Annotated in this window: 23 protein-coding genes; 11 read left to right on the forward strand and 12 right to left on the reverse strand. The window is 70.9% G+C overall.

The features are described from left to right. Positions 1 to 48 precede the first annotated feature (48 nt). The 5 genes from pucL to ABZ441_RS12505 all read right to left on the reverse strand — a co-directional run bounded on the left by pucL (position 49) and on the right by ABZ441_RS12505 (position 2703). The gene (pucL, locus tag ABZ441_RS12485; protein WP_358971681.1) at positions 49 to 972 is read right to left on the reverse strand and encodes a factor-independent urate hydroxylase; all 924 of its coding nucleotides are present in this window, start codon (positions 970 to 972) and stop codon (positions 49 to 51) included. Between the two features lie 6 nt (positions 973 to 978). Then, the gene (uraH, locus tag ABZ441_RS12490; RefSeq protein WP_358971684.1) at positions 979 to 1371 is read right to left on the reverse strand and encodes a hydroxyisourate hydrolase; all 393 of its coding nucleotides are present in this window, start codon (positions 1369 to 1371) and stop codon (positions 979 to 981) included. Positions 1372 to 1419: 48 nt separating this feature from the next. Beyond that, complete coding sequence (gene uraD / locus ABZ441_RS12495) at positions 1420 to 1926, reverse strand: 2-oxo-4-hydroxy-4-carboxy-5-ureidoimidazoline decarboxylase (RefSeq protein ID WP_358971687.1); 507 nt, start codon at positions 1924 to 1926, stop codon at positions 1420 to 1422. 151 nt (positions 1927 to 2077) lie between these two features. Further along, a complete protein-coding gene (locus ABZ441_RS12500) occupies positions 2078 to 2455 on the reverse strand; it encodes a helix-turn-helix domain-containing protein (protein WP_358971690.1) in 378 nt (125 codons plus the stop codon). Next, positions 2452 to 2703 carry a hypothetical protein gene (locus tag ABZ441_RS12505; RefSeq protein ID WP_073748564.1) on the reverse strand — a complete coding sequence of 84 codons (252 nt, stop codon included), beginning with the start codon at positions 2701 to 2703 and terminating at the stop codon, positions 2452 to 2454. Before ABZ441_RS12505 ends, ABZ441_RS12500 begins: the two co-directional genes overlap by 4 nt. Positions 2704 to 2984: 281 nt before the next feature. Here ABZ441_RS12505 and ABZ441_RS12510 point away from each other — a divergent pair, with 281 nt between their 5' ends. The 3 genes from ABZ441_RS12510 (at position 2985) to ABZ441_RS12520 (ending at position 6402) form a co-directional block, all read left to right on the forward strand. Next, positions 2985 to 3824, forward strand: a complete 840-nt coding sequence (locus ABZ441_RS12510) for a TIM barrel protein (RefSeq protein ID WP_358971694.1) — start codon at positions 2985 to 2987, stop codon at positions 3822 to 3824. A gap of 43 nt (positions 3825 to 3867) precedes the next feature. Continuing rightward, positions 3868 to 4761 carry a 2-hydroxy-3-oxopropionate reductase gene (locus tag ABZ441_RS12515; protein ID WP_358971696.1) on the forward strand — a complete coding sequence of 298 codons (894 nt, stop codon included), beginning with the start codon at positions 3868 to 3870 and terminating at the stop codon, positions 4759 to 4761. Positions 4762 to 4944: 183 nt separating this feature from the next. Then, entirely contained in the window at positions 4945 to 6402 is a 1458-nt protein-coding gene (locus ABZ441_RS12520; protein WP_358971698.1) for a catalase, read from the forward strand. A 289-nt stretch (positions 6403 to 6691) separates the two neighbouring features. On the opposite strand, the gene ABZ441_RS12525 is transcribed toward ABZ441_RS12520, so the two are convergent. Further along, a complete protein-coding gene (locus tag ABZ441_RS12525) occupies positions 6692 to 7141 on the reverse strand; it encodes a DUF6083 domain-containing protein (RefSeq protein WP_358971701.1) in 450 nt (149 codons plus the stop codon). A gap of 258 nt (positions 7142 to 7399) precedes the next feature. Continuing rightward, positions 7400 to 9184: a glyoxylate carboligase gene (gene gcl, locus ABZ441_RS12530; RefSeq protein ID WP_358971703.1), complete on the reverse strand. Its 1785-nt coding sequence runs from the start codon at positions 9182 to 9184 to the stop codon at positions 7400 to 7402. 257 nt (positions 9185 to 9441) lie between these two features. Between gcl and ABZ441_RS12535 the strand changes: the two genes are divergently transcribed. Together ABZ441_RS12535 and ABZ441_RS12540 are read left to right on the forward strand one after the other, a co-directional pair. Next, the gene (locus tag ABZ441_RS12535) at positions 9442 to 10167 is read left to right on the forward strand and encodes a hypothetical protein (protein ID WP_358971706.1); all 726 of its coding nucleotides are present in this window, start codon (positions 9442 to 9444) and stop codon (positions 10165 to 10167) included. Between the two features lie 92 nt (positions 10168 to 10259). Then, positions 10260 to 10481 (forward strand): hypothetical protein, encoded by a 222-nt coding sequence (locus ABZ441_RS12540; RefSeq protein ID WP_358971709.1) that lies wholly within the window; start codon positions 10260 to 10262, stop codon positions 10479 to 10481. Positions 10482 to 10490: 9 nt separating this feature from the next. On the opposite strand, the gene ABZ441_RS12545 is transcribed toward ABZ441_RS12540, so the two are convergent. Beyond that, positions 10491 to 12098, reverse strand: coding sequence for an AMP-binding protein (locus ABZ441_RS12545; RefSeq protein ID WP_358971712.1), 1608 nt, complete (start codon positions 12096 to 12098; stop codon positions 10491 to 10493). Beyond that, positions 12095 to 13771 carry an AMP-binding protein gene (locus ABZ441_RS12550; protein ID WP_358971715.1) on the reverse strand — a complete coding sequence of 559 codons (1677 nt, stop codon included), beginning with the start codon at positions 13769 to 13771 and terminating at the stop codon, positions 12095 to 12097. Before ABZ441_RS12550 ends, ABZ441_RS12545 begins: the two co-directional genes overlap by 4 nt. A 105-nt stretch (positions 13772 to 13876) precedes the next feature. Between ABZ441_RS12550 and ABZ441_RS12555 the strand changes: the two genes are divergently transcribed. After that, a complete protein-coding gene (locus tag ABZ441_RS12555; protein WP_358971718.1) occupies positions 13877 to 14722 on the forward strand; it encodes a helix-turn-helix transcriptional regulator in 846 nt (281 codons plus the stop codon). A gap of 40 nt (positions 14723 to 14762) precedes the next feature. Here the strand turns inward: ABZ441_RS12555 and ABZ441_RS12560 are convergent, their stop codons facing one another. Then, a complete protein-coding gene (locus tag ABZ441_RS12560) occupies positions 14763 to 15881 on the reverse strand; it encodes a winged helix DNA-binding domain-containing protein (protein WP_358971721.1) in 1119 nt (372 codons plus the stop codon). A gap of 103 nt (positions 15882 to 15984) precedes the next feature. Here ABZ441_RS12560 and ABZ441_RS12565 point away from each other — a divergent pair, with 103 nt between their 5' ends. Beyond that, positions 15985 to 16851 (forward strand): DMT family transporter, encoded by an 867-nt coding sequence (locus ABZ441_RS12565; protein WP_358971724.1) that lies wholly within the window; start codon positions 15985 to 15987, stop codon positions 16849 to 16851. 4 nt (positions 16852 to 16855) lie between these two features. Here the strand turns inward: ABZ441_RS12565 and ABZ441_RS12570 are convergent, their stop codons facing one another. Beyond that, positions 16856 to 17887 carry a glutathione S-transferase C-terminal domain-containing protein gene (locus ABZ441_RS12570; protein ID WP_358971726.1) on the reverse strand — a complete coding sequence of 344 codons (1032 nt, stop codon included), beginning with the start codon at positions 17885 to 17887 and terminating at the stop codon, positions 16856 to 16858. Next, positions 17884 to 19392, reverse strand: a complete 1509-nt coding sequence (locus ABZ441_RS12575; RefSeq protein WP_358971729.1) for an MFS transporter — start codon at positions 19390 to 19392, stop codon at positions 17884 to 17886. Before ABZ441_RS12575 ends, ABZ441_RS12570 begins: the two co-directional genes overlap by 4 nt. 130 nt (positions 19393 to 19522) lie before the next feature. On the opposite strand from ABZ441_RS12575, the gene ABZ441_RS12580 reads away from it, so the two are divergent. The 4 genes from ABZ441_RS12580 to ABZ441_RS12595 all read left to right on the forward strand — a co-directional run bounded on the left by ABZ441_RS12580 (position 19523) and on the right by ABZ441_RS12595 (position 25025). Further along, positions 19523 to 19927: a VOC family protein gene (locus ABZ441_RS12580; protein ID WP_358971732.1), complete on the forward strand. Its 405-nt coding sequence runs from the start codon at positions 19523 to 19525 to the stop codon at positions 19925 to 19927. A 163-nt stretch (positions 19928 to 20090) separates the two neighbouring features. Then, positions 20091 to 21194 (forward strand): DUF1266 domain-containing protein, encoded by a 1104-nt coding sequence (locus ABZ441_RS12585; protein WP_358972039.1) that lies wholly within the window; start codon positions 20091 to 20093, stop codon positions 21192 to 21194. After that, positions 21188 to 22372: a DUF1266 domain-containing protein gene (locus ABZ441_RS12590; RefSeq protein WP_358971734.1), complete on the forward strand. Its 1185-nt coding sequence runs from the start codon at positions 21188 to 21190 to the stop codon at positions 22370 to 22372. The genes ABZ441_RS12585 and ABZ441_RS12590 overlap by 7 nt, the downstream gene beginning before the upstream one ends. Positions 22373 to 22610: 238 nt before the next feature. Next, on the forward strand, positions 22611 to 25025 hold the full coding sequence (locus tag ABZ441_RS12595; RefSeq protein ID WP_358971737.1) for an endonuclease/exonuclease/phosphatase family protein: 2415 nt from the start codon (positions 22611 to 22613) through the stop codon (positions 25023 to 25025). Positions 25026 to 25053 lie beyond the last annotated feature (28 nt).

The following is a 25053-nucleotide window of genomic DNA, read 5'->3' on the forward strand; positions in this document are numbered from 1 at the left end:
GATGACCGGCCCTCGCCCCACTCGGGGCGGGGCCGGTTCAGCACCGCGTCAGAGGTTGGTCATGTCGAGCGGGATCTTCGGCTCGACGCCGTCCCGGAGCACCGTCGCCTCGATGAGGCCGTACGGGCGGTCGGCCGCGAAGTAGACCTCGTTGTCGTTCTTGAGGCCGAAGGGCTCCAGGTCCACGAGGAAGTGGTGGTTGTTCGGCAGGGAGAAGCGGATCTCGTCGATCTCGCTGCGGTTGTCGATGATGCGAGAACCCATCTGGTACAGGGTCTGCTGGAGCGAGAGGGAGTACGTCTCCGCGAAGGCCTGGAGCATGTGCTTACGCGTCTGCTCGTAGGACTTCTCCCAGTTCGGCATGCGCTCTTCGTCGCTGGTCCAGTTGTATCGCCACCTGGCGGAGACGTCGGTCGCCAGGATGCGGTCGTACGCCTCCTTCAGCGTCGTGTACCTGTCCTTGACGTAACCCCAGAACTCCGAGTTGGTGGAGTTCATCACGGTGAGGTCCTTGAGGCCGGAGACGACCTCCCACTTCTCACCGTCGAAGGTGATCTGGGTGGTGCGCGTCTCCTGGCCCTTGCGGACGAAGGAGTGCTTGACCTCGTCGGCACCGATGAACTTCGAGTTGCCGTCGGAGGTCGCTATGCGCTCCCAGGCGTACTCCTCGATCCTGATCCTGGCCACCTTGATCGGCTCCTGCGAACTCACGAAGTGCCGGGCGAGGTGGATGCCGAACTGCTCGGCCGACTCGATGCCGTGTTCCTTGGCGAAGGCGAACACCGTGTTCTTGGTGGTGTCGGTCGGCAGGACGTTGGCGTTGGAGCCGGAGTAGTGGACGTCGTCCATGTCGCCGGAGAGGGCGACCGAGACGCTGAGGTCCTTGATGTGGTGGGTGTCGCCGTCCCGCGTGATCCTGACGACGCGGTTCTCTGCTTTGCCGTACTGGTTCTGGCCGAGAATCGTGGGCATTGTCTGCTAGCTCCCTCGGTAAACGGAGTAGCCGAACGGGTTGAGCAGCAGCGGTACGTGGAAGTGCTCGCCCGGGGTGACGGCGAATGCGATCGCCACCTCCGGGAAGAACGCGCCGCTGTCCCTTACGCGGGGGGCGTCCTGCTGCGCCTCGGCTTGTTTCTTCGCGGTGAAGTACGACTCGGTGTCGAAGACGAGCCGTACGTGGGTGGTTCCTTCCGGCAGGGCCGGCAGGTCTTTGCAGCGCCCGTCCGCGTCGGTCGCGGATCCGCCGAGCGCCACGTACTGCGCGTCGCGGCCGCTGCGGGCGGCCAGGGAGACGGTGACGGCTTCGGCGGGACGGCCGATGCTGGTGTCCAGGATGTGGGTGGACACCGAAGCGGTGGTGTCGGTGCTCAAGACCGTCACGCTCCTTGTTGTCGGAAGGGCTGTACGAGGTCCTGGTGCTCAGGAGTCCTGTACGAGGCGGGTCAGCCGGATGCGGTTGATCTTGCCCAGCTCGGTGCGGACGATCTCCCTCTCCTGCTCGGGCGAGTTCCCGGTGCGGGCCTTCACCGCGTCGCGCATCTGCTCACCGGTGGCTCCGGTGGCACAGATCAGGAAGACGTGTCCGAAGCGCTCCTGGTAGGCCAGGTTGAGTTCGAGCATCTCCGCCCTGAGCTCCTCGGACGCACCGGCCATCCCCCGCTGCTCACGGGCGGAGGCCGGGTCCCCCGGCTTGGGGCGGCCGATCGGCGGATGGCCCGCCATCGCCTCGGCCAGGTCCTCCGCGGAGAGCTCCGCCATGGCGGCGTCACTGGCGGAGAACAGGGCTTCCTTGCCGGCGTAGGGCCGGCGGGCGAGGACGGCGCGGCCCCAAGCCGCGCTGGCACACACCTCGTGCAGCTCGGCTGCGGCCTCCTCGGCCGCCAGGGTGTTGAACCGGGCGAGGCCCGGTGTGGAGCTCGTAGTCACGGGAGCCTCCGTGGCTTTTTCGGCTGTGCGTTGTCGGGCTGCGGACAGCTAACGCCCTTCACAACACCACGTCAACAGTTTGTTGAAATTCCGCGAACAGATGATGCCGCCGCCCGAGTTCCCGGACGACGGCATCGGCCCCCGGGGTCGACTACTCACCCTTGGCCGCGTTGTCCCGGTTCAGATAGTTGTAGACGGTGAAGCGGCTCACCCCGAGCGCGCCGGCGACGGTCTCGACGCCGTGCCGCACCGAGAAGGCGCCGCGTGCCTCGAGGCTGCGCACCACACCCTGCTTGGCCTTGCGGTCCAGTTGTGCGAGCGGCATTCCGTGCCGCCGCTCCATGGCGGCCAGGATGTGGTCGAGCGACTCCGAGAGCTGCGGGAGCCGCACCGCTATGACGTCCGCCCCCTCCCACGCGAGCACCACGTCGTCGGCGGTGGCCTGCCCCGGGTCGAGCAGTTCGGCCCCCATGGCGTCGACGAGCGGCTTCACCGCGAGGACCAGGGGGTGGTCGGCCGGTCCGGTCACGGGGTGTCCTCCCCGATCACGTTGAGCTGGAGGGACACCCGCGTGGCTCCCGAGGCCAGGGCCTTGCGCAACAGGGAGTCCACCGCGGTGAGGACCTGGTCGGCACCCCCTTCGGCCGTGTTCCCGAAGGGGCCCACGTCCACCGCGTCCAGATCGGCGGTCTGGATGACCTCGCGGGCCACGACCGCGTGAGCGGGTGCCTCGTCGAGATCGAAGGGCTCGGTGGTGAATTCCACCCTCAAGCGCACGGTGCCTCCCTCATGTCCCGCCGCGTCCGTCGGCTCGCACGGCTCGTCCCGACCCTAAGGCACGGGCCTCCCGCACCGAGGGGCTCACGGGCGCCACACCCCGTGATCCGGCGCCGACCGCCTGACCAGGCACATCCGGGCAGGCACGGAGCGGGGACGAGCGGGCCCTCACCCCGTCCCCACGCGTCCGGAATTCGGCTCCCCCCTTGACAGCCTCACCACCGGCCGGGCAATCTTCCGTTAGGCAGAAACAAACTTCCGCTATACGGAAGGAGCGCATGATGGGTCACTCGGACCAGCGCTTCGATGTGAACCTCTCGATCCTCTTCACCGAACTCCCGCTCCTGGAGCGTCCCGCGGCGGCAGCCGCCGCCGGCTTCACCGCGGTCGAGCTCTGGTGGCCCTGGACCGAGACCCCCACCCCGGCGCAGGCCGAGCTCGACGCCCTGAAGAAGGCGCTCGACGACGCGGGAACACAGCTGGTGGGGCTCAACTTCTACGCGGGCCGGCTCCCCGGCCCCGACCGCGGGGCGCTCTCGCTGCCCGGCGAGGAGTCGGACCGGTTCCGCGCCAACATCGACGTGGCGGCGGACTTTGCGGCCTCGGTCGGCTGCAAGGCGCTCAACGCGCTCTACGGCAACCGCGTCGAGGGCGTGGACCCGGCCGCCCAGGACGAACTCGCCCTGGAGAACCTGGTCCTGGCCGCCCGGGCGGCGGACCGGATCGGGGCGACCCTCCTGATCGAGACCCTCAACGCCACGGAGTCGCCGCTCTACCCCCTGGTCAGCGCACCGGCGGGCGTCGAGGTCGTCGACCGCGTCAACGAGGCGACGGGCCTGGGCAACGCCGCATTCCTGCTCGACCTCTACCACCTGTCGATGAACGGTGAGGACCTCGGCCAGGTGATCAAGGCGTACGCCGCGAAGACCGGTCACGTCCAGATCGCCGACAATCCGGGGCGCGGCGCGCCCGGCACCGGCTCGCTCCCGCTGGAGCGACTCCTCGACGAGCTGACCGAGGCCGGTTACGACGGCTGGGTCGGCCTGGAGTACAAGCCGGGCGACCGCACGGGCGCCGAGTCGTTCGCGTGGCTCGCCGCCGAGCACCGGCCGGCCCGCTGAGGGCCCCCGCCCCACGTACACACGCTTACCGGAAGGCACCCTCATGAGCAGCAACCTCCCCAAGGTCGCCTGGATCGGACTCGGCATCATGGGCTCCCCCATGTCCGAGAACCTGGTCGAGGCCGGGTACCGGGTGACCGGTTACACCCTGGAGCAGGACAAGGTCGACCGGCTCGTCGCGGCGGGCGGCACGGGGGCCGCCTCGATCGCGGACGCGGTCCGTGACGCCGATGTCGTCATCACCATGGTCCCGGCGTCCCCGCAGGTCGAGGCCATCGCGTACGGCCCCGACGGCATCCTGGAGAACACCAGGCAGGGTGCCCTGCTGATCGACATGTCGTCGATCACCCCGCAGACCTCCGTGGACCTGGCGAAGAACGCGAAGGACAAGGGCATCCGCGTACTGGACGCCCCCGTGTCCGGCGGTGAGGCCGGCGCGATCGAGGCCGTCCTGTCCATCATGGTCGGCGGCGATCAGACGGACTTCGACGCCGCCCAGCCGCTGCTCCGGGCACTGGGCCGGACGATCGTGCTGTGCGGCCCGCACGGCTCCGGCCAGACGGTGAAGGCGGCAAACCAGCTGATCGTCGCGGTCAACATCCAGGCGTGCGCCGAGGCCGTCGTCTTCCTGGAGAAGTCAGGCGTCGACCTGGCCGCCGCACTCGACGTGCTGAACGGCGGTCTCGCCGGCTCGACGGTCCTGACCCGCAAGAAGGACAACTTCCTCAAGCGCGACTTCGCGCCGGGCTTCCGGATCGACCTGCACCACAAGGACATGGGCATCGTGACGGACGCCGCCCGCAACGTCGGCGCGGCACTGCCCGTCGGCGGGGTCGTGGCCCAACTGGTCGCCTCCCTGCGCGCCCAGGGCGACGGCGGGCTCGACCACTCGGCGCTGCTGCGCTCCGTCGAGCGGCTCTCCGGCTCCCAGGTCTGACATCCCGGCCCCTCCCCGGGGCCCCTGAACTCCGGGTCGCGGCGGCGCTGACACCTGTCCTGTCGCGCCCAGGCGTCGCCGCGGCCCGGAACCTCTTCCTCCAATTTCAACAAACTGTTGACGCCTTGATCCCGGCTTATCTACGCTCCTGAAGCCGTCAGCAGCCCCGTACGGAAGGCCTCCATGTCCCAGCGTGTGCTCACGACCGAGTCAGGCGCCCCGGTCGCCGACAACCAGAACTCCGCCACGGCCGGCGCCGGCGGGCCGATCATCGTCCAGGACCAGCACCTGTTCGAGAAGCTCGCCCGCTTCAACCGTGAGCGCATCCCGGAGCGCGTCGTCCACGCCCGCGGGTCCGGTGCGTACGGCTACTTCGAGGTGACCGACGACGTCACCGGTTTCACCCGCGCCGACTTCCTCTCCCGGGTGGGCCGCCGCACCGAGACGTTCCTCCGCTTCTCCACGGTCGCCGACTCCCTCGGCGGCGCGGACGCCGTACGCGACCCCCGCGGCTTCGCCCTCAAGTTCTATACGAACGAGGGCAACTACGATCTCGTCGGCAACAACACCCCGGTGTTCTTCGTCAAGGACCCGGTCAAGTTCCCCGACTTCATCCACTCCCAGAAGCGGAACCCTTTCACGGGCCGTCAGGAGCCGGACAACGTCTGGGACTTCTGGGCACACTCCCCGGAGGCCACCCACCAGATCACGTGGCTGATGGGCGACCGCGGCATCCCCGCCTCGTACCGTCACATGAACGGCTACGGCTCGCACACCTACCAGTGGACGAACGCGGAGGGCGAGGCCTTCTTCGTGAAGTACCACTTCAAGACGAACCAGGGCGTGCGTTCCCTCTCCGCCGAGCAGGCCGCCGAACAGGTCGGCAAGGACGCCTGCTCGCACCAGACCGACCTGCTCCAGGCCATCGAGCGGGGCGTCAACCCGTCCTGGACGCTGCACGTGCAGGTGATGCCGGCCGCCGAGGCCGCGGACTACCGCTTCAACCCGTTCGACGTCACGAAGGTGTGGCCGCACTCCGACTACCCGCTGCGGCGTGTGGGCCGGCTGGTGCTGGACCGCAACCCGGACAACGTCTTCGCCGAGGTGGAGCAGGCCGCGTTCTCGCCGAACAACTTCGTGCCCGGCATCGGTCCCTCCCCGGACAAGATGCTGCAGGGCCGGCTGTTCGCGTACGCGGACGCGCAGCGCTACCGGCTGGGCGTCAACCACACCCAGCTGCCGGTCAACGCACCGAAGGCCGCCGTCGTCGACAACTACGGCCGCGACGGGCTGCACGCGACGCGTCACGGCTCACGCCAGGACAAGAACTACGAGCCCAACTCCTACGCCGGACCCTCGCAGACGGGTGAGGCACAGACCGCCCCGCTCGCCGTGCACGGCTGGACCGGTACGCACGAGGCGCCCTCACACACGAAGGACGACGACTTCTTCCAGGCGGGCGAGCTCTACCGGCTGATGTCGGCCGACGAGAAGGACCGCCTGATCGCCAACATCGCCGGAGGCCTTTCGCAGGTCACCCGTGACGACGTCATCGAGAAGAACCTCTCCCACTTCCACGCCGCCGACGCCGACTACGGCAAGCGCGTGGAGGAGGCGGTCCGCGCCCTGCGCGAGGACTGAGCCTCCCTCCCAGGGCCCTGCCCGTGCCGCGCACCCGGATGAGGGGCAGCGCGCGGCACCGGCAGGACGGGACCGCGGCGGCGGACGACGCCAGTGCGGTGGCGAAGGGCCGGGCGGCCCGGCTCCAGACCTGAGGGAACCGGGCCGCCCGCCGCCCACGCCCGCCGTCGCGGTCGCCGTGGCACATGTGACAGCAGGGGTGCGGTGTACGCCGGTCAGGCGTGCACCGCACCCCTGCTGTCATGTCGTGCCGCCACACCCCACCCGTCCCGCCACAGGTCACCCGGGGTCATCCCGCGTCCGGGAGGTCCTCACCGGGCAGGTCGAACAGGCGTTGCGAGCGTTGCCCGTTGAAGAGGCGCAGAGCCGTGACCCACGGCCAGTGGTCCTCGGGCTCCGGACGGGGGCACGCGATGCGGTGCGGAATACGGCACCTGGCGCCGGGCAGCGGCTCCGCGTCCCACAGGTTCAGTGCGGTCCCGGTCGAGGTGATGATCCACCGCCGCCGAGGGGGGACGGTGTGGGCCGGGACGAGGACGCGGGGTTCCAGGAGGATCCGGTGCCCGGCGTACGCGGTGGCGTACCGGTCCTGCGGGAGGTCGCAGAACGGGCAGTCGGGCGGTGCCGGTGGGCGTGGGGCGGTGGCGCCTTCGAGGAGCGCGTGGAAGGCTGCCGTCAGGTGGCCAGAGTCGCCGTCGGGTCGGTCCGGGCAGGACGCGGTGTTCTCGGTGTCCCCCATGGGCCAAGGATCCGGGCGGGCCTCCGGGTTCGGGTAGGACGCGATCCGGCCGCACCGGTCGGTGCGCGAGCCCTCCGGTGCGCCGGGGGACACCCCGTGAGGCGCACGGAACCCCCGGAGGCACACGAGGCGGGGCCGGTAGTCGCCCACGCCGGTATCACTGCGGGGCGGACGCACCGGGGCCCGGCCCGCGGCCGGCTCCCGGACGGGGAGCGGGCGGGCCGGACCCCGGGGGTTCCGGCGGCGGTGGCTGCGGCGTCAGGACACCGTCAGCGCCCGGATCGCGGTCGGCGCGTGACCCGGTTCGGACGCCACGTCCTCGAACTCGTTCACCGACGCGATGTCACTGCCGCTCATCGAGATGTTCGTGACACGCTCCAGGATCGCCTCGACGACGACCGGGACCCGGTGCTCGGCGGCGAGCTTCTTCGCCTCCTCGAAGGCCGGCAGCAGCTGGTCGGGTTCGGTGACCCGGATCGCCCGGCAGCCCAGGCCCTCCACGACCTTGACGTGGTCCACGCCGTAGACGCCCAGCTCCGGGGAGTTCTGGTTCTCGAACTCCAGGTTGACCTGGAAGTCGATGTCGAAGTTGCGCTGCGCCTGCCGGATGAGCCCCAGGTAGGAGTTGTTCACCAGCACGTGGACGTACGGGATACGGTGCTGCGCGCCGACGGCGAGCTCCTCCAGCATGAACTGGAAGTCGTAGTCGCCGGAGAGGGCGACCACGGAACCGTCCGGGTCGGCCGTGGCGACACCCAGCGCGGCGGGGATCGTCCAGCCGAGCGGTCCGGCCTGACCGCAGTTGATCCAGTGGCGCGGGCGGTAGACGTGCAGCATCTGCGCGCCCGCGATCTGGGAGAGGCCGATGGTGGAGACGTACCGGGTCTCGGGGCCGAACGCCCGGTTCATCTCCTCGTAGACCCGCTGCGGCTTCAGCGGCACGTCGTCGAAGTGCGTGCGGCGCTGCAGCGTGGCCCGGCGTTCCTGCGTGGACGCGGCCCACCGTGAGCGGTCCTTCAGCTTGCCCGCCGCCCCGAGTTCCCGCGCCACCTCGACGAAGAGCGTCAGCGCCGCCTTCGCGTCAGAGGCGATGCCGAGGTCGGGGGCGAAGATCCTGCCCAGCTGGGTGGGTTCGATGTCGACGTGGACGAAGGTGCGGCCCGCGGTGTAGACGTCCAGCTTGCCGGTGTGGCGGTTGGCCCAGCGGTTGCCGATGCCGAGGACGAAGTCGGACTCCAGGAAGTTCGCGTTGCCGTAGCGGTGCGAGGTCTGTAGGCCGACCATGCCCGCGTTCAGCTCGTGGTCGTCGGGGAGGATGCCCCAGCCCATCAGGGTGGGGACGACCGGGACGCCGGTCAGCTCGGCGAACTCCACCAGGAGCGCGGAGGCGTCGGCGTTGATGATGCCACCGCCGGCGACGAGCAGCGGGCGCTCGGAGGCGTTCAGCATCTCGACGGCCCGCTCGATCTGCCTGCGGCTGGCGGCGGGCTTGTGCACGGGCAGCGGCTCGTACAGCTCGGGGTCGAACTCGATCTCGGTGAGCTGCACGTCGATCGGGAGGTCGATGAGGACCGGCCCCGGCCGGCCCGTGCGCATCAGGTGGAAGGCCTGCTGGAAGACCCCCGGGACCTGCGCGGCCTCCAGGACGGTGGTCGCGGCCTTCGTCACCGGCGCGGCGATCGAGGCGATGTCGACCGCCTGGAAGTCCTCCTTGTGGAGGACGGCGGTGGGCGCCTGGCCGGTGATGCAGAGGATCGGGATCGAGTCGGCGATGGCCGAGTAGAGGCCGGTGATCATGTCGGTGCCGGCGGGACCCGACGTGCCGATGCAGACGCCGATGTTCCCGGCCGCGGCCCGGGTGTAGCCCTCCGCCATGTGGGAGGCGCCCTCGACGTGGCGGGCGAGGGTGTGATGCACCCCGCCGGAGGCCTTGAGGGCCGCGTAGAACGGGTTGATCGCCGCACCCGGCACACCGAACGCGTTGCTGACGCCTTCGCGCTTGAGGATCTCAACTGCCGCTCGGGCAGCGGTCATACGAGGCATGAGTGCTCCTGCTCGGACCTGGTGGAGTCGGGCTCTGTCGCGCCACCTGAGAGCACCAATTCCGCATTACGGAAATTTAGTTCTGCTATACGGAATCAATTTAGGGCGGGTCGTCACGGCCGTCAAGGGAGGAGAGGGGAGACGGCGGAACCCATCGGGCCGAAGTGCGCAATTCCCACCCCCGGGCGTCGCTCCTGGTGGACGATGGGGATACGCAACGGAGTCACCGCCGCAGCGGCGGAAGGAAGGGGCAGCACGTGGAGTCCGTACCGGTGCGCTGCCCGGCCTGCCACCGGGAGCACGCGTTCGTCACGCCGGTGTATCCCTGCCCGTGCGGTTCCCCGACGGCTCCGCCGCTGATGCGCGGCGCGCCGGCCGTGCCCATCACGCACCGCACCTGGAACGACGACTGGGTGAGCGTGCGGTGCCATTCCTGCGGGCGCCGCGACCAGTGGCCACACCCCGAACTCTGCTGCCCGTGCGGTGCGGTGCTGCGCATCCCCGTGCGCCCGGTGACCACGTACGGCACCACGCCGACGCCCGCCGCGCCAGGTTCACCCGACCCCGCGCACATACCGCTGCCGCGCACGGCCGCGCACCCGAGGCCGTCGTTCCGACCTCTGGTGATACGAACGGCCCGCGACGCGGTGAACACGGCGGCGCTGTACCTGAAGTGGCTGGGCTTCAGCGACGTGGTCCAGTCCGAGGTCCGGCCCAGCTCCCGGATCGACCTCAGGGCCGCCGGCCTCATCGCCCAGGTCGACGCGACCACGCGACCGACCGCCCCGCGCGACGTGGAGTGCCTCTGGCTGAACGCACTGAACACCTCGGTGGCAGGCGTACTGTTCTCCCTGGCCGGCTACACGGACGAAGCGCGCTCACGCGCCGACGGCCTCGTCGTCCCGCTGTTCGTCCTGGACCTCACCGGCACACCGCAGCCGGTGAACGGGGCCGCGGACGAGTTGATCAGCGTCGGCCCGTAACACCCGGCCCCCGCCGCATGATTTCGGTCACCTGTGCCCCGCCGACCGCTTATGTTCGAGCTGTTGTCATTGTGAGGACGTAGAGTGAAGACATGCTCTTAACTCTCCGGCATACCACCCACTGCGCACCCGATCTGCTGGCCCAGCCCGCCCACCCCTCGGCCGTCGAGGCCAACGACGCGATCCGCGCACTCGTCGACTCGAGGGCCGGTCAGGACTGGACTCCGGTGGAGGCCGCGGAGTACGAGGTTCTGCTCATCGAGTGGGCGGCCGCGACCCAGAGCATAGGCTCCGGCGTCATCGAGGCCGCCTGACCCGGCGGCCTACGCGCCGTACCCCTCCCGCAGTTCGACCTTCCGGACCTTGCCGCTGACGGTCATCGGGAACGCCTCCAGGATCCGCAGCCCGCGCGGGATCTTGTAGTGCGCCAGCTGTTCACGGCAGTACGCGGTCAGTTCGTCGAGCGTCGGCGGATCGGCCGGGTCACGGGGAATGACGCAGGCCAGGATCTCCTCGCCGTACCGGTCGTCCCGCACTCCGACCACCTGGACGTCCGCGATCTTCGGGTGGCCGTAGAGGAACTCCTCGATCTCGCGGGGATACACGTTCTCGCCGCCACGGATGATCATGTCCTTGATCCGGCCGACGATCTGCACGTAACCGTCCTCCCGCATCACCGCGAGGTCCCCCGTGTGCATCCAGCGTCCCGCGTCGATGACTTCGGCGGTCCGCTCCGCCTGTTCCCAGTAGCCGAGCATCACGCTGTATCCCCGGGTGCACAGTTCACCGGCCTCACCGCGCGGCAGGGTCACGCCGGTCACCGGGTCGACGACCTTCACCTCGGTGTGGGGCATCACCCGGCCCACCGTCCCCGTCCGCCGCTCCAGGTCGTCCTCCCGGCGGGTCTGGGTGGAGACGGGCGAGGTCTCCGTCATGCCGTAGCAGATGGACACCTCGTCCATGTGCATCTCCGCCACGACCCTCTTCATGACCTCGACGGGACAGGGCGATCCGGCCATGATCCCGGTGCGGAGCGAGGAGAGGTCGTACGAGGCGAAGTCGGGGAGGCCGAGCTCCGCGATGAACATCGTGGGCACGCCGTAGAGCGAGGTGCACCGCTCCTGCTGGACGGCGGCCAGCACCGCGGCGGGCTCGAAGGCGGGTGCGGGGATCACGATGCAGGCACCGTGCGAGGTGATGCCGAGGTTTCCCATGACCATGCCGAAGCAGTGGTAGAAGGGCACGGGCAGACACACCCGGTCATGTTCGGTGTAGGCGACCAACTCCCCCACGGAGAAGCCGTTGTTCAGGATGCTGTGGTGGGAGAGCGTGGCGCCCTTGGGGAAGCCCGTGGTCCCGGAGGTGTACTGGATGTTGATCGGGTCGTCGCAGGACAGCTCCGCTTCGCGGGCCGCCAGCTGCTGCGCGGTCACGGCCCCGGACGCGGCGGTCAGCTCGTCCCAGGAGGGGTCGCCGATGTGGTGGACCGACCGCAGCCCGGGGCAGTTCCCGCGGACCTGGGCGACGAGTGCGCGGTAGTCGCTGGTGCGGTGGGCGAGCGAGGCGATCAGGACGGAGATCCCGGCCTGTCCGAGCACGTACTCCAGTTCGTGCGCGCGGTAGGCGGGATTGATGTTGACGAGGACGGCACCGATGCGTGCCGTGGCGTACTGCACGAGGACCCACTCCGGGCAGTTGACCGCCCAGATGCCGACCCGGTCGCCCTTGGCCACCCCCGACGCCATCAGCCCGCGGGCCAGCTCCTCGACGGCGGCGCCGAACTCGTCGTACGTCCAGCGGCGTCCGGAGACGACGTCGACCAGGGCCTCACGCTCCCCGAACGCCTCGATCGCCCGGTCCAGGTTGCGTCCGATGGTGTCGCCGAGCAGCGCGGTGTCACCGGTGCCGTGCGCGTAGGAGAGGCCGCTCATCGCACGTCCCCCTCGTCGAACTCGGTTCCGGTCCCCTGCGCCGTGCGCTCGCGCAGCTCGATCCTGCGGATCTTCCCGGAGACGGTCTTGGGCAGCTCGGCGAACTCCAGGCGGCGGATGCGTTTGTACGGGGCGAGGACCGACCGGGAGTGCTCGAACAGCACCTTCGCGGTGCCGGGCCCCGGCTCCCAGCCCTCGGCGAGCACGACGTACGCCTTCGGTACGGAGAGCCGCACCGGGTCGGGCGCGGGCACGACCGCGGCCTCGGCGACCGCCTCGTGCTCCAGCAGGGCGCTCTCCAGCTCGAAGGGCGAGATCTTGTAGTCGGAGGCTTTGAACACGTCGTCGGCCCGGCCCACATAGGTGATGTAGCCGTCCTCGTCCCGTGCACCGATGTCACCCGTGCGGTAGTAACCGCCCGCCATGGCCTCGGCCGTGCGCTCCGGGTCTCCGTGGTAGCCGGTCATCAGGCCGACGGGGGCGGCGGACAGATCGAGGCAGATCTCGCCGTCCGCCGCGCCCGGTTCGCCGGTGACCGGGTCGAGCAGTTCGACCTTGAACCCGGGACTGGGGCGTCCCATGGAGCCGGCCTTGAGCAGTTGTCCCGGTGTGTTGGCCACCTGCACGGCGGTCTCGGTCTGGCCGAAGCCGTCGCGGATGGTGACACCCCAGGCGCGTCGGACGCTCTCGATGACCTCGGGGTTGAGCGGTTCACCGGCCGCGACGACCTCGCGCGGCGGTGTCTTCAGCTGTGTGAGGTCGGCCTGGATGAGCATCCGCCAGACCGTCGGCGGGGCACAGAAGCTGGTGATCGCCGAGCGGTCCATCTCCGCCATCAGTCGCGCGGCGTCGAACCGGGTGTAGTTGAAGATGAAGACGGTGGCCTCGGCGCTCCACGGCGCGAAGAGATTCGACCACGCGTGCTTCGCCCAGCCGGGCGAGGAGATGTTCAGATGCACGTCCCCGGGCTTGAGCCCGATCCAGTACATCGTCGACAGATGGCCGACGGGGTACGAGACGTGGGTGTGCTCGACCAGCTTCGGACTCGCCGTGGTCCCCGAGGTGAAGTAGAGCATCAGGGGTTCGTCGGCGTCCGTCTCCCGGTCCGGGGTGAAGCGCACCGGCGCGTCGTCGGCCCCGCTGTAGGAGAGCCACCCCTCGACGTCGGCGCCTACCGCGATCCGGGTGTAGTCGCCCGGTACCTCGTCGAACTTCGCGGTGTCCGCCGACCGTACGAGGACATGGCGGACCCTGCCGCGCTCGACCCGGTCACGCAGGTCGGCCGGTCCCAGCAGGGGGGTGGCGGGGATGACGACGGCGCGCAGTTTCATCGCTGCCAGGGCCGTCTCCCACAGCTCGGCCTGGTTGCCGAGCATGACGAGGATCCGGTCGCCCGCGGCCACGCCCTGCTCCCGCAGCCAGTTCGCCGCCCGGTCGGAGCGGGCCGCCATCCGGGCGAAGGACACCTCGGTGCGGCCGCCGTCCTCCTCCACGATGTGCAGGGCGGTGCGGTCGTTGTTCTCGGCGATGACGTCGAACCAGTCGAGCGCCCAGTTGAAGTGGCCGGGCCGGGGCCAGCTGAAGCCCTCGTACGCCGTGGTGTAGTCCTCACGGTGCTCGATCAGGAAGTCCCGGGCCGCCCGGAACGTCTCCGTCGCACTCGTTGCCGGCATGTGCCCTCCTCGTCGTGAACTGGTCCATTACCATCATGTGAACAGTGACCCAGATCTCACCACCCCCGAACAGGGGTGGGACCGACAGGGCGGAGAGTCATCGGCGTGCCGGAAGCGGGCGAGGCGACCGAGCTGCGGGCGGCCCTGCTGGGGCTGCGCCGGACGAGCGGGCTGCCGGTGGTCTTCGGCGGGCTGCTGTCCGACGCCCGCCACGCCCTGATCGCCGAGCTGAGCGGGGCACAGACCCCGGCCCTGCGCGGGCTCGTCATCTCCGCGGGGAGCGGCCTGGGCGGTAAGGCGATCGCCTTGTCGCGGCCGTGCGCGGTCACGGACTACTCCTCGTCGCGCCACATCAGCCATGAGTACGACTTCGCGGTCGCGGCGGAGGGCCTGCGTTCGGTCGTCGCGGTGCCCGTCGTCGTGCGGCGGGCGGTGCGCGGTGTGCTGTACGGGGCGCTGCGCCAGCCGCTCACGCTCGGGGACCGTACGTTCGACGCGGTGGCCTCGGCTGCCCGGGACGTGGAGCAGGCCCTGGCCGTCCGGGACGAGGTACAGCATCTCCTGGCGGCCACGCGCGAACAGATCGCCGATCCCGGCACGGGCCCCGGCACCTGGGAGGACGTCCGCGAGGCTCATCGCGAGCTGCGCGCCCTGGCGCCGAAGATCGTGGATCCGGCGCTGCGCGGCGAACTGCTCGCCGTGTGCGGGCGGCTCGCGTCCGCGGCGGAGGCGGACCGTGACACGTCGGCCGGGCGGGTCCGGCTGGCCCCGCGCGAGGTGGATGTGATCGCCTGCGTCGCGTCGGGCGCGACGAACGCTGCGGCGGCGGAACGTCTGGGGCTGCGGCCGGAGACGGTGAAGAGTTATCTGCGGTCCGCGATGCGGAAGCTGGGGGCGCACACCCGGCTGGAGGCTGTGGTGGCGGCGCGCCGGGCGGGTCTGCTGCCGTAGGCGGTCCCCGCGCGAGCCGGCTCGCTCCGGCGGGGGCGGCTCAGTCCCCGAAGTCGACGAACGTGTCGAACCGGACGTCGTACGCGGGCGCCGGGGACATCACGGTCAGCAGGTCCACGGCCTCCTGGGTGATCTCCTCGCGGGTGGCGGGTCCGAGCTCGCCCAGGGCCTGGACGGTGACGACCCCTGTGTCCTCGGTCGCGTCGAGGCGCCAGAGCGCGGTCAGGAACCCGTCGGCCAGGACGGTCCCGTAGGACTGGTTGCCCACTCCGTTGCGCCCCTTGTACGCGGGCGGGATCACCCGGGTCCGGTCGGCGTGTCCGAGCAGGATGTTGTCGAACTCGGGGAGGAAGCGCACCGGGGCAGGGGTGCCGGGGTCGGGGCGCGGGGCCTCGGGCAGGTCGAAGAGTTCGACGCCGTTCTCGTCGCGGAAGGTGACGAGGCGGGGCCGCAGGCGGTCGAAGACCTCACGCATACGGGTGAGCCCGGCCCACGTCTGCATGTCCTTCACCGAAGCGGGGCCGAAGGCGCCGAGGTAGCGCATCACGGTCGCGTCGGGCGAGGCCGCCGGCCGCGAGGAGCTGCTCAGCCAGTGCTCGGCGGTCGTGAGGGAGACCTGCCCGCTGCGCCCCCAGAGCCCGCGGGGGGTGACCTGGACCAGCGGCAGCCGGCAGCGGGCGGCGACCGCGAGTGCCCGGGGGTCGGCTCGTGGCCAGTGGACGCTCAGTTCCTCCCGCAGTTCTCGCATGGTGCGCGGCCGTTCCTCGACGAGGTCCCTGGCGAGTGAGGTGAGCCGGTCCAGGTCCACACCAGCGAGGCCGCTCCGGAACATGTTCAGCTCCCGGTCGCGCGCGGGCTGGACCAGGGGACGCAGCGTGAGGGCGTCCTCGGCGGTGTGGGTGTGGATGGTGGAGCGCAGGGTGACGATCCTGACCACCTCGCGGGACTCCATCAGGGCCGCGAGCGCGTCCGGGGCGAAGCCTTCCAGCCGGGAGAAGAGCTGGAAGTACGGCGGCCGGGTGTTCTGGGCCTGGAGGCCGACCAGACGGCTGACGGCGTCCTTGACCGGTACGGCGGTGCGGCGCAACAGCAACTGCCGTTCCAGTGTGGCCCTGTTGAGCGCACGGGTGGAGAGCACGGGAGCGTTCTTGGCGGCCATGGTCCGCAGACTACGCGGGGCCCTGGGCGGGGGTGCGGAACGGGCGACACTCGCACGGTCCACGAAGCACCGGCATGAAGGCACCGGCCCCCATGATGGGGCGGTGATCAGCGTCCTGTTCGCCGTCCTGACCGCTCTGAGCAACGGCACCGCCTCGGTGCTTCAGCGCCGCGCCGCCCTCGATGTGCCCGACAGCGACGCGATGCGCCTGTCGCTGATCGTGCGTCTGCTGCGGCAGAAGGTGTGGCTCGCCGGGATCGGTCTGGTGATCGTCGCCGCGGTCTGCCAGGCGGTGGCCCTCGCCACGGGGCCCATCGCGGTGGTTCAGCCCATCTTCGTGATCGAGCTGCCCGCGACCCTGCTGGTCGCCGGTTTCGTCATGCGGGTGGGGGTGTCGCGGCAGGTCTGGTGCGGGGTGGCGGCCGTGACACTGGGTCTGGCACTCGGTATGGCGGCCGCCGCGCCGGTCGGCGGCAGCGACGACGTTCAGGGGGCCGCCTGGGTCCCGGCTCTTCTGGCGACCGCGGCCTTCGAGGCCGCACTGATCGCCACGGCGCTCGGCGTCGCCGGAAACGCCCGGGCGGCGCTGTTGGGTCTGGCCGCGGCGTGCGGGTACGCGCTGACCGCCGCGCTGATGAAGGACGCCATGTCGCGGCTGGACGCCGGCGGCGCGGTCGGTCTGCTGACGGCGTGGCAGCTCTACGCCACCGCGGCGGCCGGGGTGGGCGCGCTGTTCCTCCTCCAGAACGCGCTCCAGGCCGGCTCCCTGGTGGCGGTGCAGCCGATGCTGACCCTCGGTGACGCGCTGATCAGCATCACCTACGGGGTGACCCTGTTCGGGGAGGAGCTGCGGACAGGCTGGTGGCTGCTCCCCCAGCTGGCCGGGGTGGCTCTGATCGCCGCCGGCTGTGTCGTTCTCGCCCGTACTCCGTTGGCGACGGCGAACGCGGCCCCGCCACGCACGGGGTGAGCCCTCAGGGGCGCCCCCGCGCCGGGACCTCCTCGCCGGGCGGCACCTGCCCGGGCGGGGTCCCGTCGCCGAACGGGCGGCCGCCCAGCTGCCCACGGTGGTGAGGGGCCAGCCAGCCCGAGAGCTCGGGGCCGAGCGGCACGATGCCGGTGGGGTTGATACCGGTGTGCACCCGGTAGTAGTGCTGCTTGATGTGGTGGAAGTCGACGGTGTCGCCGAAGCCCGGGGTCTGGAAGAGGTCCCGTGCGTACGCCCACAGGACGGGGTCCTCGGCGAGCTTCGAGCGGTTGCACTTGAAATGTCCGTGATAGACGGCGTCGAAGCGCACCAGGGTGGTGAACAGCCGGATGTCGGCCTCGGTGATCGTGTCACCGACCAGGTAACGCTGCCCGGCGAGGCGTTGGGAGACCAGGTCCAGGCGGCGGAACACATCGGCGTACGCGGCCTCGTACTCGCCCTGACCGGCGGCGAATCCCGCCCGGTAGACGCCGTTGTTGACGTCGCGGTAGACGCCGTCCATCACGGTGTCGATCTCGTCGCGATGCCGCTGCGGGTAGAGGTCGGGGGCGCCGGGGCGGTGCAGTTCCGCCCATTCGGTGGCCAGGTCCAGCGTGATCTGCTGGTAGTCGTTGGTGACCAGGGCCCCGGTCGGCACGTCGACGACCGCGGGCACGCTGACCCCGCCCGGGTAGCCGTGTTCCCGTGCGTCGTAGGCCTCGCTCAGGTAGCCGATGCCGAGCACCGGGTCCTTGCCGCCCTCGTCGAGGGTGAAGCGCCAGCTGCGGTCGTCCTGGACGGGGTCGGCGACGGCCAGGGAGAGGACGCTCTCCAGTCCGAGCAGCCGCCGTGAGACCAGGGCCCTGCTCGCCCAGGGGCATGCCCGGCTGACGACGAGACGGTAGCGCCCCGCCTCGACGGGCCAGCCGTCCCGGCCGTCGGCGGTGACGCGGTCCGCGAAGTGGCTGCGGGAGCGCTTGAACGGTTTGTGGCCGTACGAGGTGTTCCCGCCGGGTTCCCGGTCCTCGTTGTCGCTCATGGTGTTCCCTTCGGGGCGTCGGTGGCTCCGGGCGCCCGGGAGGACGTCTCGGACCGTCTCTTTCCCCGCCTGCCCGCCGCGACGTCGGCCAGCGCCACGACGAGGCCGGCGAGGACGAACGCGACGGAGACGAGGAGCCCGTGGTCGTAGGCCGCCGCCCAGTCGCCCGGTCCCAGCTGGGCGAAGAAGACCGAACCCACCGCGGCGATCCCGATGGCCGAGCCGACGCGCTGGCTGGTCTGGAGGGTGCCGCCGGCGCTGCCCGCGTTACCGACGGGCACCTCGGAGAGCGTGAGGGTCTGGTTGGGTGCGATGACGAGCCCGCTGCCCAGACCGGCCAGCAGCAGCGGGGCCGCCATCGCCAGCCCGGCGCCCCTGCCCGGGACCAGGTGCGCGGCCAGAGCGGTGAGCCCGAGTCCGACGGCCACCATGGTGAGTCCCACGACGATGAGGGGCCTCCCGAACCGGCCGACCAGCCGGCCTCCGATGCTCGCCGACGCGCCCGCGCCCAAGGCGAACGGGGTGATCGCGAGGCCTGCCTCCAGGGCGCTGTAGTCCAGCCCGGACTGGAGGTAGAGCGTGCTGATGAAGAAGATCGAGGTGAATCCGGCGAAGTACAGCAGGATCATCAGGCAGCCCAGCCAGAAGGACCTGAGCCGGAAGAGTGACAGGTCGAGCACGGGCTGGATGTTGCGTCGCGCGCATCGGGACTCCCAGGCGACGAACGCCGTGAGCAGGACCGCGGCCACGGCCACGAGCAGCCACTTGCCGTTGCCCGGCCACTGCTGGGCCTGGACGAACGGCAGCAGCAGGGCGAGGACCCCCGCGCCGAGCAGCAGGACGCCGACCGGGTCCAGATCGCGCGGGCGCACCCGGGTCGCCGAGGGGGTGTCGGGGAGCAGCCTACGGGCCAGCAGGAGGCAGACGATCCCGATCGGCAGGTTGACGTAGAACACCCAGCGCCAGCCCTCCTGCGCCCCGGCACCCTGGATCAGGAGACCGCCCAGCAGCGGGCCGACGGCGGTGGAGATGCCGACCACGGTGCCGAACATGCCGAAGGCCCGGCCGCGCTCGCGTCCGGAGAACATCTGCTGGATCAACGCGGAGATCTGGGGCGAGAGCAGGCCGCCCGCCGCGCCCTGGAGGAGCCGGGCGATGACGAGCCAGAGGCTGGACTGGGCGGCCCCGCAGGCGGCGGAGGCCAGGGTGAAGAGGGTCAGCCCCGCCATGAACACCGCGCGCCTGCCCCGCGCGTCGCCGAGGCGTCCGCCGGGGATGAGGACGAGCCCGAAGGCGAGCGCGTAGCCGGACAGCACCCACTGGAGGTCGGACTCGGGGGTGTTGAGGCCCTCCTTGATGGACGGCAGCGCCACATTGACGATGGAGACGTCCAGGAGCGTCATGAACCCCGCCACCAGACAGACGGCGAGGGCACGCCAGCGACGGGGGTCGGAGGGGCCGGGGCCGGGCATACCCGTGTCCCGGTGCTCCGTGCTCTCTGCCATGGTCCGCACCCTAGTTCGCGCCCGTCCGGACGTCGTCCCGGGCGCGCCGTAGGGCGGGGCGGCGGGCCCCGGTCAGCGGTGGCCGGTTCCGATCCGGCGTGTCCGGCCCCATCCGGGGTACCGGTCGGTCATGACTGTCGCCAAAACGAGCGTTCTGGTCCTGGACTGTGCCGAGCCGATCGAGCTCGCCGACTTCTACGCGAACCTCCTCGACGCGGAGGCGCGGACAGGGAGCGATCCTGATTTCGTCGAGATAGTGGGTAACACCGGGGTGCACCTGGCTGTCCGGCGCGACCACGGTTACGCGCCGCCGAGCTGGCCGCGCCCCGAGGACTCCCTGCAGGCGCATCTGCGCATCCTGGTGGGCCCGGAGGACATGGACGAGGCCGAGCGCGAGGCGATAGGCCTCGGCGCCCGGCCCGTGGACACGGGGGGCGGCAACGGGGGTCCCCGTGACGTCCGGATCTACAACGACCCGGCCGGGCACTCGTTCTCGCTGGCGGTGTATCCGGCGCCGGCAGGGCCTGCGTCGTAGGGGCGGGTCCCCTCTTTGGGGCAGCGCTTCGGGCCGGGGAGGCGTTCCGTAGGATCCCAGGGTGACGACGGGGACAGGGACGACGGGGACAGGGACGACGGGTACCGGTGCGGCGTGGGCGGGAGCTCCGGGGGTGGGATCGCCGCCGACCGGGGCGGAACGGCTGCTGCTCGAGGCGGCGGGCGACCGGAAGGCGGTGCCGGCCGCGCTGGCCACGAGCAGGCTCTTCGTGCTCGTCGCCCGGCTGCACGCGGACACCCCCGGTTTCGTTCCCCCGCTCAGCGCACAGGCGGATCCTGCTGAGCCGGGGCGAATGTGTGTCACGGTGCTGACGTCCGGCATGCTGCCGCCCTGGCATCCGGACTGGGTGTTCGAGGCGATCGGCGTCGACGAGCTCGTACGCCGGTGGCCGGTCAAGGTGCGGTGGCTGAGGGTCAATCCGGGTACGCCGTACGCCGTCACCCTCGAGGCCGGCGCGGGACGTCGCCGGGCGTGGCTGAAGGCGCACGCGCGTGCCGGCGGGCCTCCGGGCGGTCTGCTGGTGACCCATGGGGCCGGTCCGCTGCACGGGCCGGTCGCACACGGACTGGCGCTCGGCGCCCACCTCGCCGTGCACAACGGTCTCGTCTGGAACGACCTGGGCGCTGCTTACGAGGGGTACACGACGGACCGGGCACGGCTCCGTCGTCCCTGGGGCGTGCTGAACCGCGCCGCCTACCGGGAGACCCTGGAAGCGCTGCTGGCGACCCGGCTCGTCGGGCGTACGTACGAGTCGGTGCTCCGGATCCGCCGAGCACTCGCCGGGCGGCTGGGCCGCACCCCGACGGTCGCCGAGTGGTCCGCGGCGGTCACCGCCGAGATGACGCGCCGTCAGTCCACGGCGGCCGAGACGGCCGAGGCCCACGAGGCGCTGCGGCTGGCCGTCACGTACGAGGACAGATTCCGTGCGGACGGTGCCCTCGGCCCGGGCGAACGGGTCGACACCCTGGCCGCCTTCGACTACGGGCGGGCGGTCAACGTCGTACGGCTGGCGTTGGGGGCCCGCCTCTGCGATCCGTACGAGGCGGAGCAGGCCGTGCTGCGGATCGGCGCCCTGGCCAAGCAGGCCTACGGTTCCTGGGCGCGGTTCTCCCTCGGCTACTCGCTGACCCGCGTGATGCACTTCGACGAGGACGATGCGTCCGGAGTGAAGTACGAGGAGTCGCTCGCGCAGCACCGCATCCTGACCCAGGACCCCGACAGCCCCTACCGGAACCTGGCATGGTGATGAACTCGCTGCCCCCCTTTCCCGGCAACCCTCATGGCGCCCCCTGGGTTCCGCCGTCCGTGACGGAGCATCTGCTGCACGAGGCGGGAGCGCGCGGCGACGCGGAAGCACAACTGCGGGTCCTGGCGGGTGAGGAGCTCTACATTGTCGCGCCGAAGGCCGAGGTGGACGCGGCTCCCGACATGGTCTGGTGGCGCTCGCACCGGGACGAGGCCGGCCGGAGCTGCCGGCCGGTGCTCACCCGGGGGATGCTGCCGCCCTGGCATCCGGACTGGGTGTTCCACGGTGTCTCCCTCAAGTGGGTCGCGGAGACGGAGTGGAGCGACCCCTATCAGCTGTTGTCCGTCAACGCGGGCACTCCGGCCCAGATCCTCTTCCCGGCAACGCCCCCGCACCGCGCGATGTGGCTGCGCTACCACGCGGAGAACGACTGCCCCGGGGGCGACCGGCTGATCGCGTTGCGGCACGGAGCGCTGCACGGCCCCCTGGCCTACGGGCTGGCGTGCGGGGCGCATCTGGCGATCGGCAACGGTGTGCCGTGGAACGAGGTGGGCACCGTCTACAGGGAGTACGCGCGCGAACGGGAGCTGCTCCGCGACTCCTGGGGCATCACCGGACCGAGCGGCTGGCGCAGGCAGTTGGACTTCCTGCTGGACGCGCAGAACAGTCCGGCCGAGCCTGATTTCGTGCTCCGGGTGCGTGAACAGCTCAGGGCCGGGCTCGGCGAGCAGCCCTCCGCTGAGCTGTGGCGCGAGACGGCTGCCGGGCACGCCCAGGACATCGGGTTGGGCCACGGCACGGTCAAGGACATCGAGGAGCTGGTGCGGCGCATCGTGAGGTACGAGGCGCGGTTCCGTGCGGACGGGCTGCTGCCGCCGGACGGCCGGGTCACCACGACGGTCGCCTACGACTACGGGCGCGCCGTGAATCTTGCCAGGTGGGGGCTGTCCGCGCGCTTCTGCGTCCCGCACGAGGCGGAGCAGGCGATCGTGTACGCCGGTGCGCTGAGCAGATCGGCCTACCACTCCTGGGAGGAGTTCTCGGCGGGATACGCGCTGGGCCGTGTGCTGCGGTTCGACGGCGAGGACTACGGCGACTTCTACCTGAGCAACGTCACGGCGCACCGTCTGCTGACGGAGAGCGAGGGCAGCCCGTGGCGGAATCTCGCCTGGCGCTGAGTCTGCGACACCCCTCCGTGCGCCGCCGGCCGGTGTGGGGCGGCCGTGGCGGGCTCCGGGGGAGCTCAGCCTCGGTGGCCCGCCGCGGAGCACACGCGCTCACCTCGATATGACCTCGCATCACCAGGTGTGCGGCGTGCGTGGGGCAATGACGCCCGGAATTAACCTCCGGTCTCTTGCCACGACCGGTCTACGCGCATAGTTTTTGGCCCTCACTACACATTTGGGGGCAGTTCCCGTGCACATAGCCAGACCCGGCTCCGCCCTGCTGGCCGCCGCCGTCGCCGTGACCCTGTCGGTGACCGCGCTGCCCGCCGCCTTCGCGGCACCGTCGACGTCGGCCGTCATCTCCGAGGTGTACGGCGGCGGGGGCAACTCCGGTGCGACGCTCACCCGTGACTACATCGAGCTGGCCAACGCCGGCCAGAGCTCCTTCGGCCTGTCCGGCTTCAGCGTCCAGTACCTGCCGGGCACCCCCTCCGCCGGATCGCTGTGGCAGGTCTCCGCGCTGTCCGGCGCCGTCGCGCCCGGTGGCCGCTACCTCGTCGCGCAGGCCGCGGGCACCGGCGGCACGGTGGCCCTGCCGGCCGCCGACGCGACGGGCACGGTCGCGATGTCTGCGGCGAGCGGCACCGTCGCGCTCGTGTCCGGCACCGCCCCGCTCACGTGCAGGACCGCGGCGGACTGCGCCGCCGACACCCGGATCGTCGATCTCGTCGGCTACGGCTCCGCGGTCGTGCGCGAGGGCAGCGGCCCGGCGACGGGCGCCTCCGCGACCGCCTCCGTGGCGCGCGGCACGTCCCTGGCGGACACGGACGACAACACCGCCGACTTCACCGCGGGCACCACGACACCCGTCAACGCGGCGGGCGAGACCTCCGGCGGCTCCGGGCCGGGCGAGCCCGGCGGACCCACCGAGCCCGGCACGGTGCAGGTCCACGACATCCAGGGAACGACCCGTCTCTCCCCGCTCGCCGGGCAGTCGGTCGCCGGGGTCCCCGGCGTCGTCACCGGCGTACGGACGACGGGTTCGCGCGGCTTCTGGATCCAGGACACCGCCCCGGACGACGACGCCCGCACGAGCGAGGGCCTGTTCGTCTACACCGGCTCGGCGGCACCCACCGTCGCCGTCGGTGACTCGGTACTGGTCAGCGGAAAGATCGCCGAGTACTACCCGGCCGCCGGCGCCCAGTCGCTCACCCAGATGACCGGCCCGCTGACCACGGTCCTGTCCTCGGGCAACGCCCTGCCGGATGCGGTCGTCCTCGATGCCGCCTCGGTGCCGGACGCCTACGTGCCGACGGCCGGGGGCGGTTCGATCGAGGCCCTCGCACTCGACCCCGCGGCTTACGCCCTGGATCTGTACGAGTCGCTCGAAGGCACCCGCGTCATGATGGCCGACACCCGGGTGACGGGCGCGACGACCGCGTACGACGAGGTCTGGGTGACGGTGAAGCCGCGGGAGAACCCGACCCGGCGCGGCGGCACTCTGTACGCCTCCTACGAGGACCAGAACACCGGCCGCCTCAAGGTGATGTCGCTGAACGCCGCGCAGCCGGTCCCGGACGCGAACGTCGGCGACGTGCTGTCCGGCTCCACCACGGGTGTCGTCGACTACGCGTCGTACGGCGGATACAACGTGCAGGCCACCGAGTTGGGCGCGCTGAAGGACAACGGTCTGCGGCGCGAGGTGACGCGGAAGCAGAAGCGCAAGGAACTCGCCGTCGCCACGTACAACGTGGAGAACCTCGACGCGACCGACGAGCAGGCCAAGTTCGGCACGCTCGCCCAGGGTGTGGCGGTCAGCCTCTCGTCCCCGGACATCGTGTCTCTGGAGGAGATCCAGGACGACAACGGTGCGGTGAAGGACGGCACGGTGGGATCGGAGGCGACGCTCGGGCGCTTCACCGACGCGATCGTCGCCGCGGGCGGGCCGCGGTACGCCTGGCGCTATGTCGCCCCCGAGGACGGCAAGGACGGCGGCGAGCCCGGCGGCAACATCCGCAACGTCTTCCTCTTCAACCCCGACCGGGTCGATTTCGTGGACCGCCCGGGCGGCGACGCGACCACCGCGGTGAAGGCGGTGAAGACGAGGAAGGGCGCCACGCTCTCCGTCTCGCCCGGCCGGATCAATCCCACGAGCACGGCCTGGGACAGCAGCCGCAAGCCGCTGGTGGGCGAGTTCCGTTTCCGCGGCGAGCCGGTCTTCGTCATCGCCAACCACTTCGCGTCCAAGGGCGGCGACCAGTCCCTGCACGGCCGCTACCAGGAGCCGGTGCGCAGCTCGGAGACCCAGCGCGTGCGGCAGGCGGAGGAGGTCAACACCTTCGTCACGTCGCTGCTGAAGGCGGACAAGTCGGCCCGGGTCGTCACGCTCGGCGACCTGAACGACTTCGCCTTCTCCCTCACGGTGAAGGCGCTGACCAGTGGCAGGGTGCTCAAGCCGCTGATCACGACGCTGCCCGCCGGCGAGCAGTACAGCTATGTCTACGACGGCAACTCGCAGACGCTGGACCACATCCTGACCAGCCCCGCGATCAGCCGCTTCGACTACGACGTGGTGCACATCAACGCGGAGTTCGCCGACCAGGCGAGCGACCACGACCCGCAGATCGTGCGGATCGATGTGAAGGGCCGGGGCCCCCGGCACTGACCCACACCCGGGTGGCGGCCGGGCCAGG

This window comes from Streptomyces sp. NPDC005752, from assembly GCF_040630715.1.
GTDB lineage: Bacteria > Actinomycetota > Actinomycetes > Streptomycetales > Streptomycetaceae > Streptomyces.

Bases quoted from the DNA above. Each gene is read 5' to 3' on its own strand.
- pucL (WP_358971681.1), bottom strand. From the start codon at position 972: ATGCCCACGATTCTCGGCCAGAACCAGTACGGCAAAGCAGAGAACCGC.
- ABZ441_RS12510 (WP_358971694.1), top strand. From the start codon at position 2,985: ATGGGTCACTCGGACCAGCGCTTCGATGTGAACCTCTCGATCCTCTTC.
- gcl (WP_358971703.1), bottom strand. From the start codon at position 9,184: ATGCCTCGTATGACCGCTGCCCGAGCGGCAGTTGAGATCCTCAAGCGC.
- ABZ441_RS12520 (WP_358971698.1), top strand. From the start codon at position 4,945: ATGTCCCAGCGTGTGCTCACGACCGAGTCAGGCGCCCCGGTCGCCGAC.
- ABZ441_RS12570 (WP_358971726.1), bottom strand. From the start codon at position 17,887: ATGAGCGACAACGAGGACCGGGAACCCGGCGGGAACACCTCGTACGGC.
- ABZ441_RS12590 (WP_358971734.1), top strand. From the start codon at position 21,188: ATGGTGATGAACTCGCTGCCCCCCTTTCCCGGCAACCCTCATGGCGCC.
- ABZ441_RS12575 (WP_358971729.1), bottom strand. From the start codon at position 19,392: ATGGCAGAGAGCACGGAGCACCGGGACACGGGTATGCCCGGCCCCGGC.
- ABZ441_RS12540 (WP_358971709.1), top strand. From the start codon at position 10,260: ATGCTCTTAACTCTCCGGCATACCACCCACTGCGCACCCGATCTGCTG.
- ABZ441_RS12545 (WP_358971712.1), bottom strand. From the start codon at position 12,098: ATGAGCGGCCTCTCCTACGCGCACGGCACCGGTGACACCGCGCTGCTC.
- ABZ441_RS12515 (WP_358971696.1), top strand. From the start codon at position 3,868: ATGAGCAGCAACCTCCCCAAGGTCGCCTGGATCGGACTCGGCATCATG.
- ABZ441_RS12560 (WP_358971721.1), bottom strand. From the start codon at position 15,881: ATGGCCGCCAAGAACGCTCCCGTGCTCTCCACCCGTGCGCTCAACAGG.
- ABZ441_RS12550 (WP_358971715.1), bottom strand. From the start codon at position 13,771: ATGCCGGCAACGAGTGCGACGGAGACGTTCCGGGCGGCCCGGGACTTC.
- ABZ441_RS12580 (WP_358971732.1), top strand. From the start codon at position 19,523: ATGACTGTCGCCAAAACGAGCGTTCTGGTCCTGGACTGTGCCGAGCCG.
- ABZ441_RS12525 (WP_358971701.1), bottom strand. From the start codon at position 7,141: ATGGGGGACACCGAGAACACCGCGTCCTGCCCGGACCGACCCGACGGC.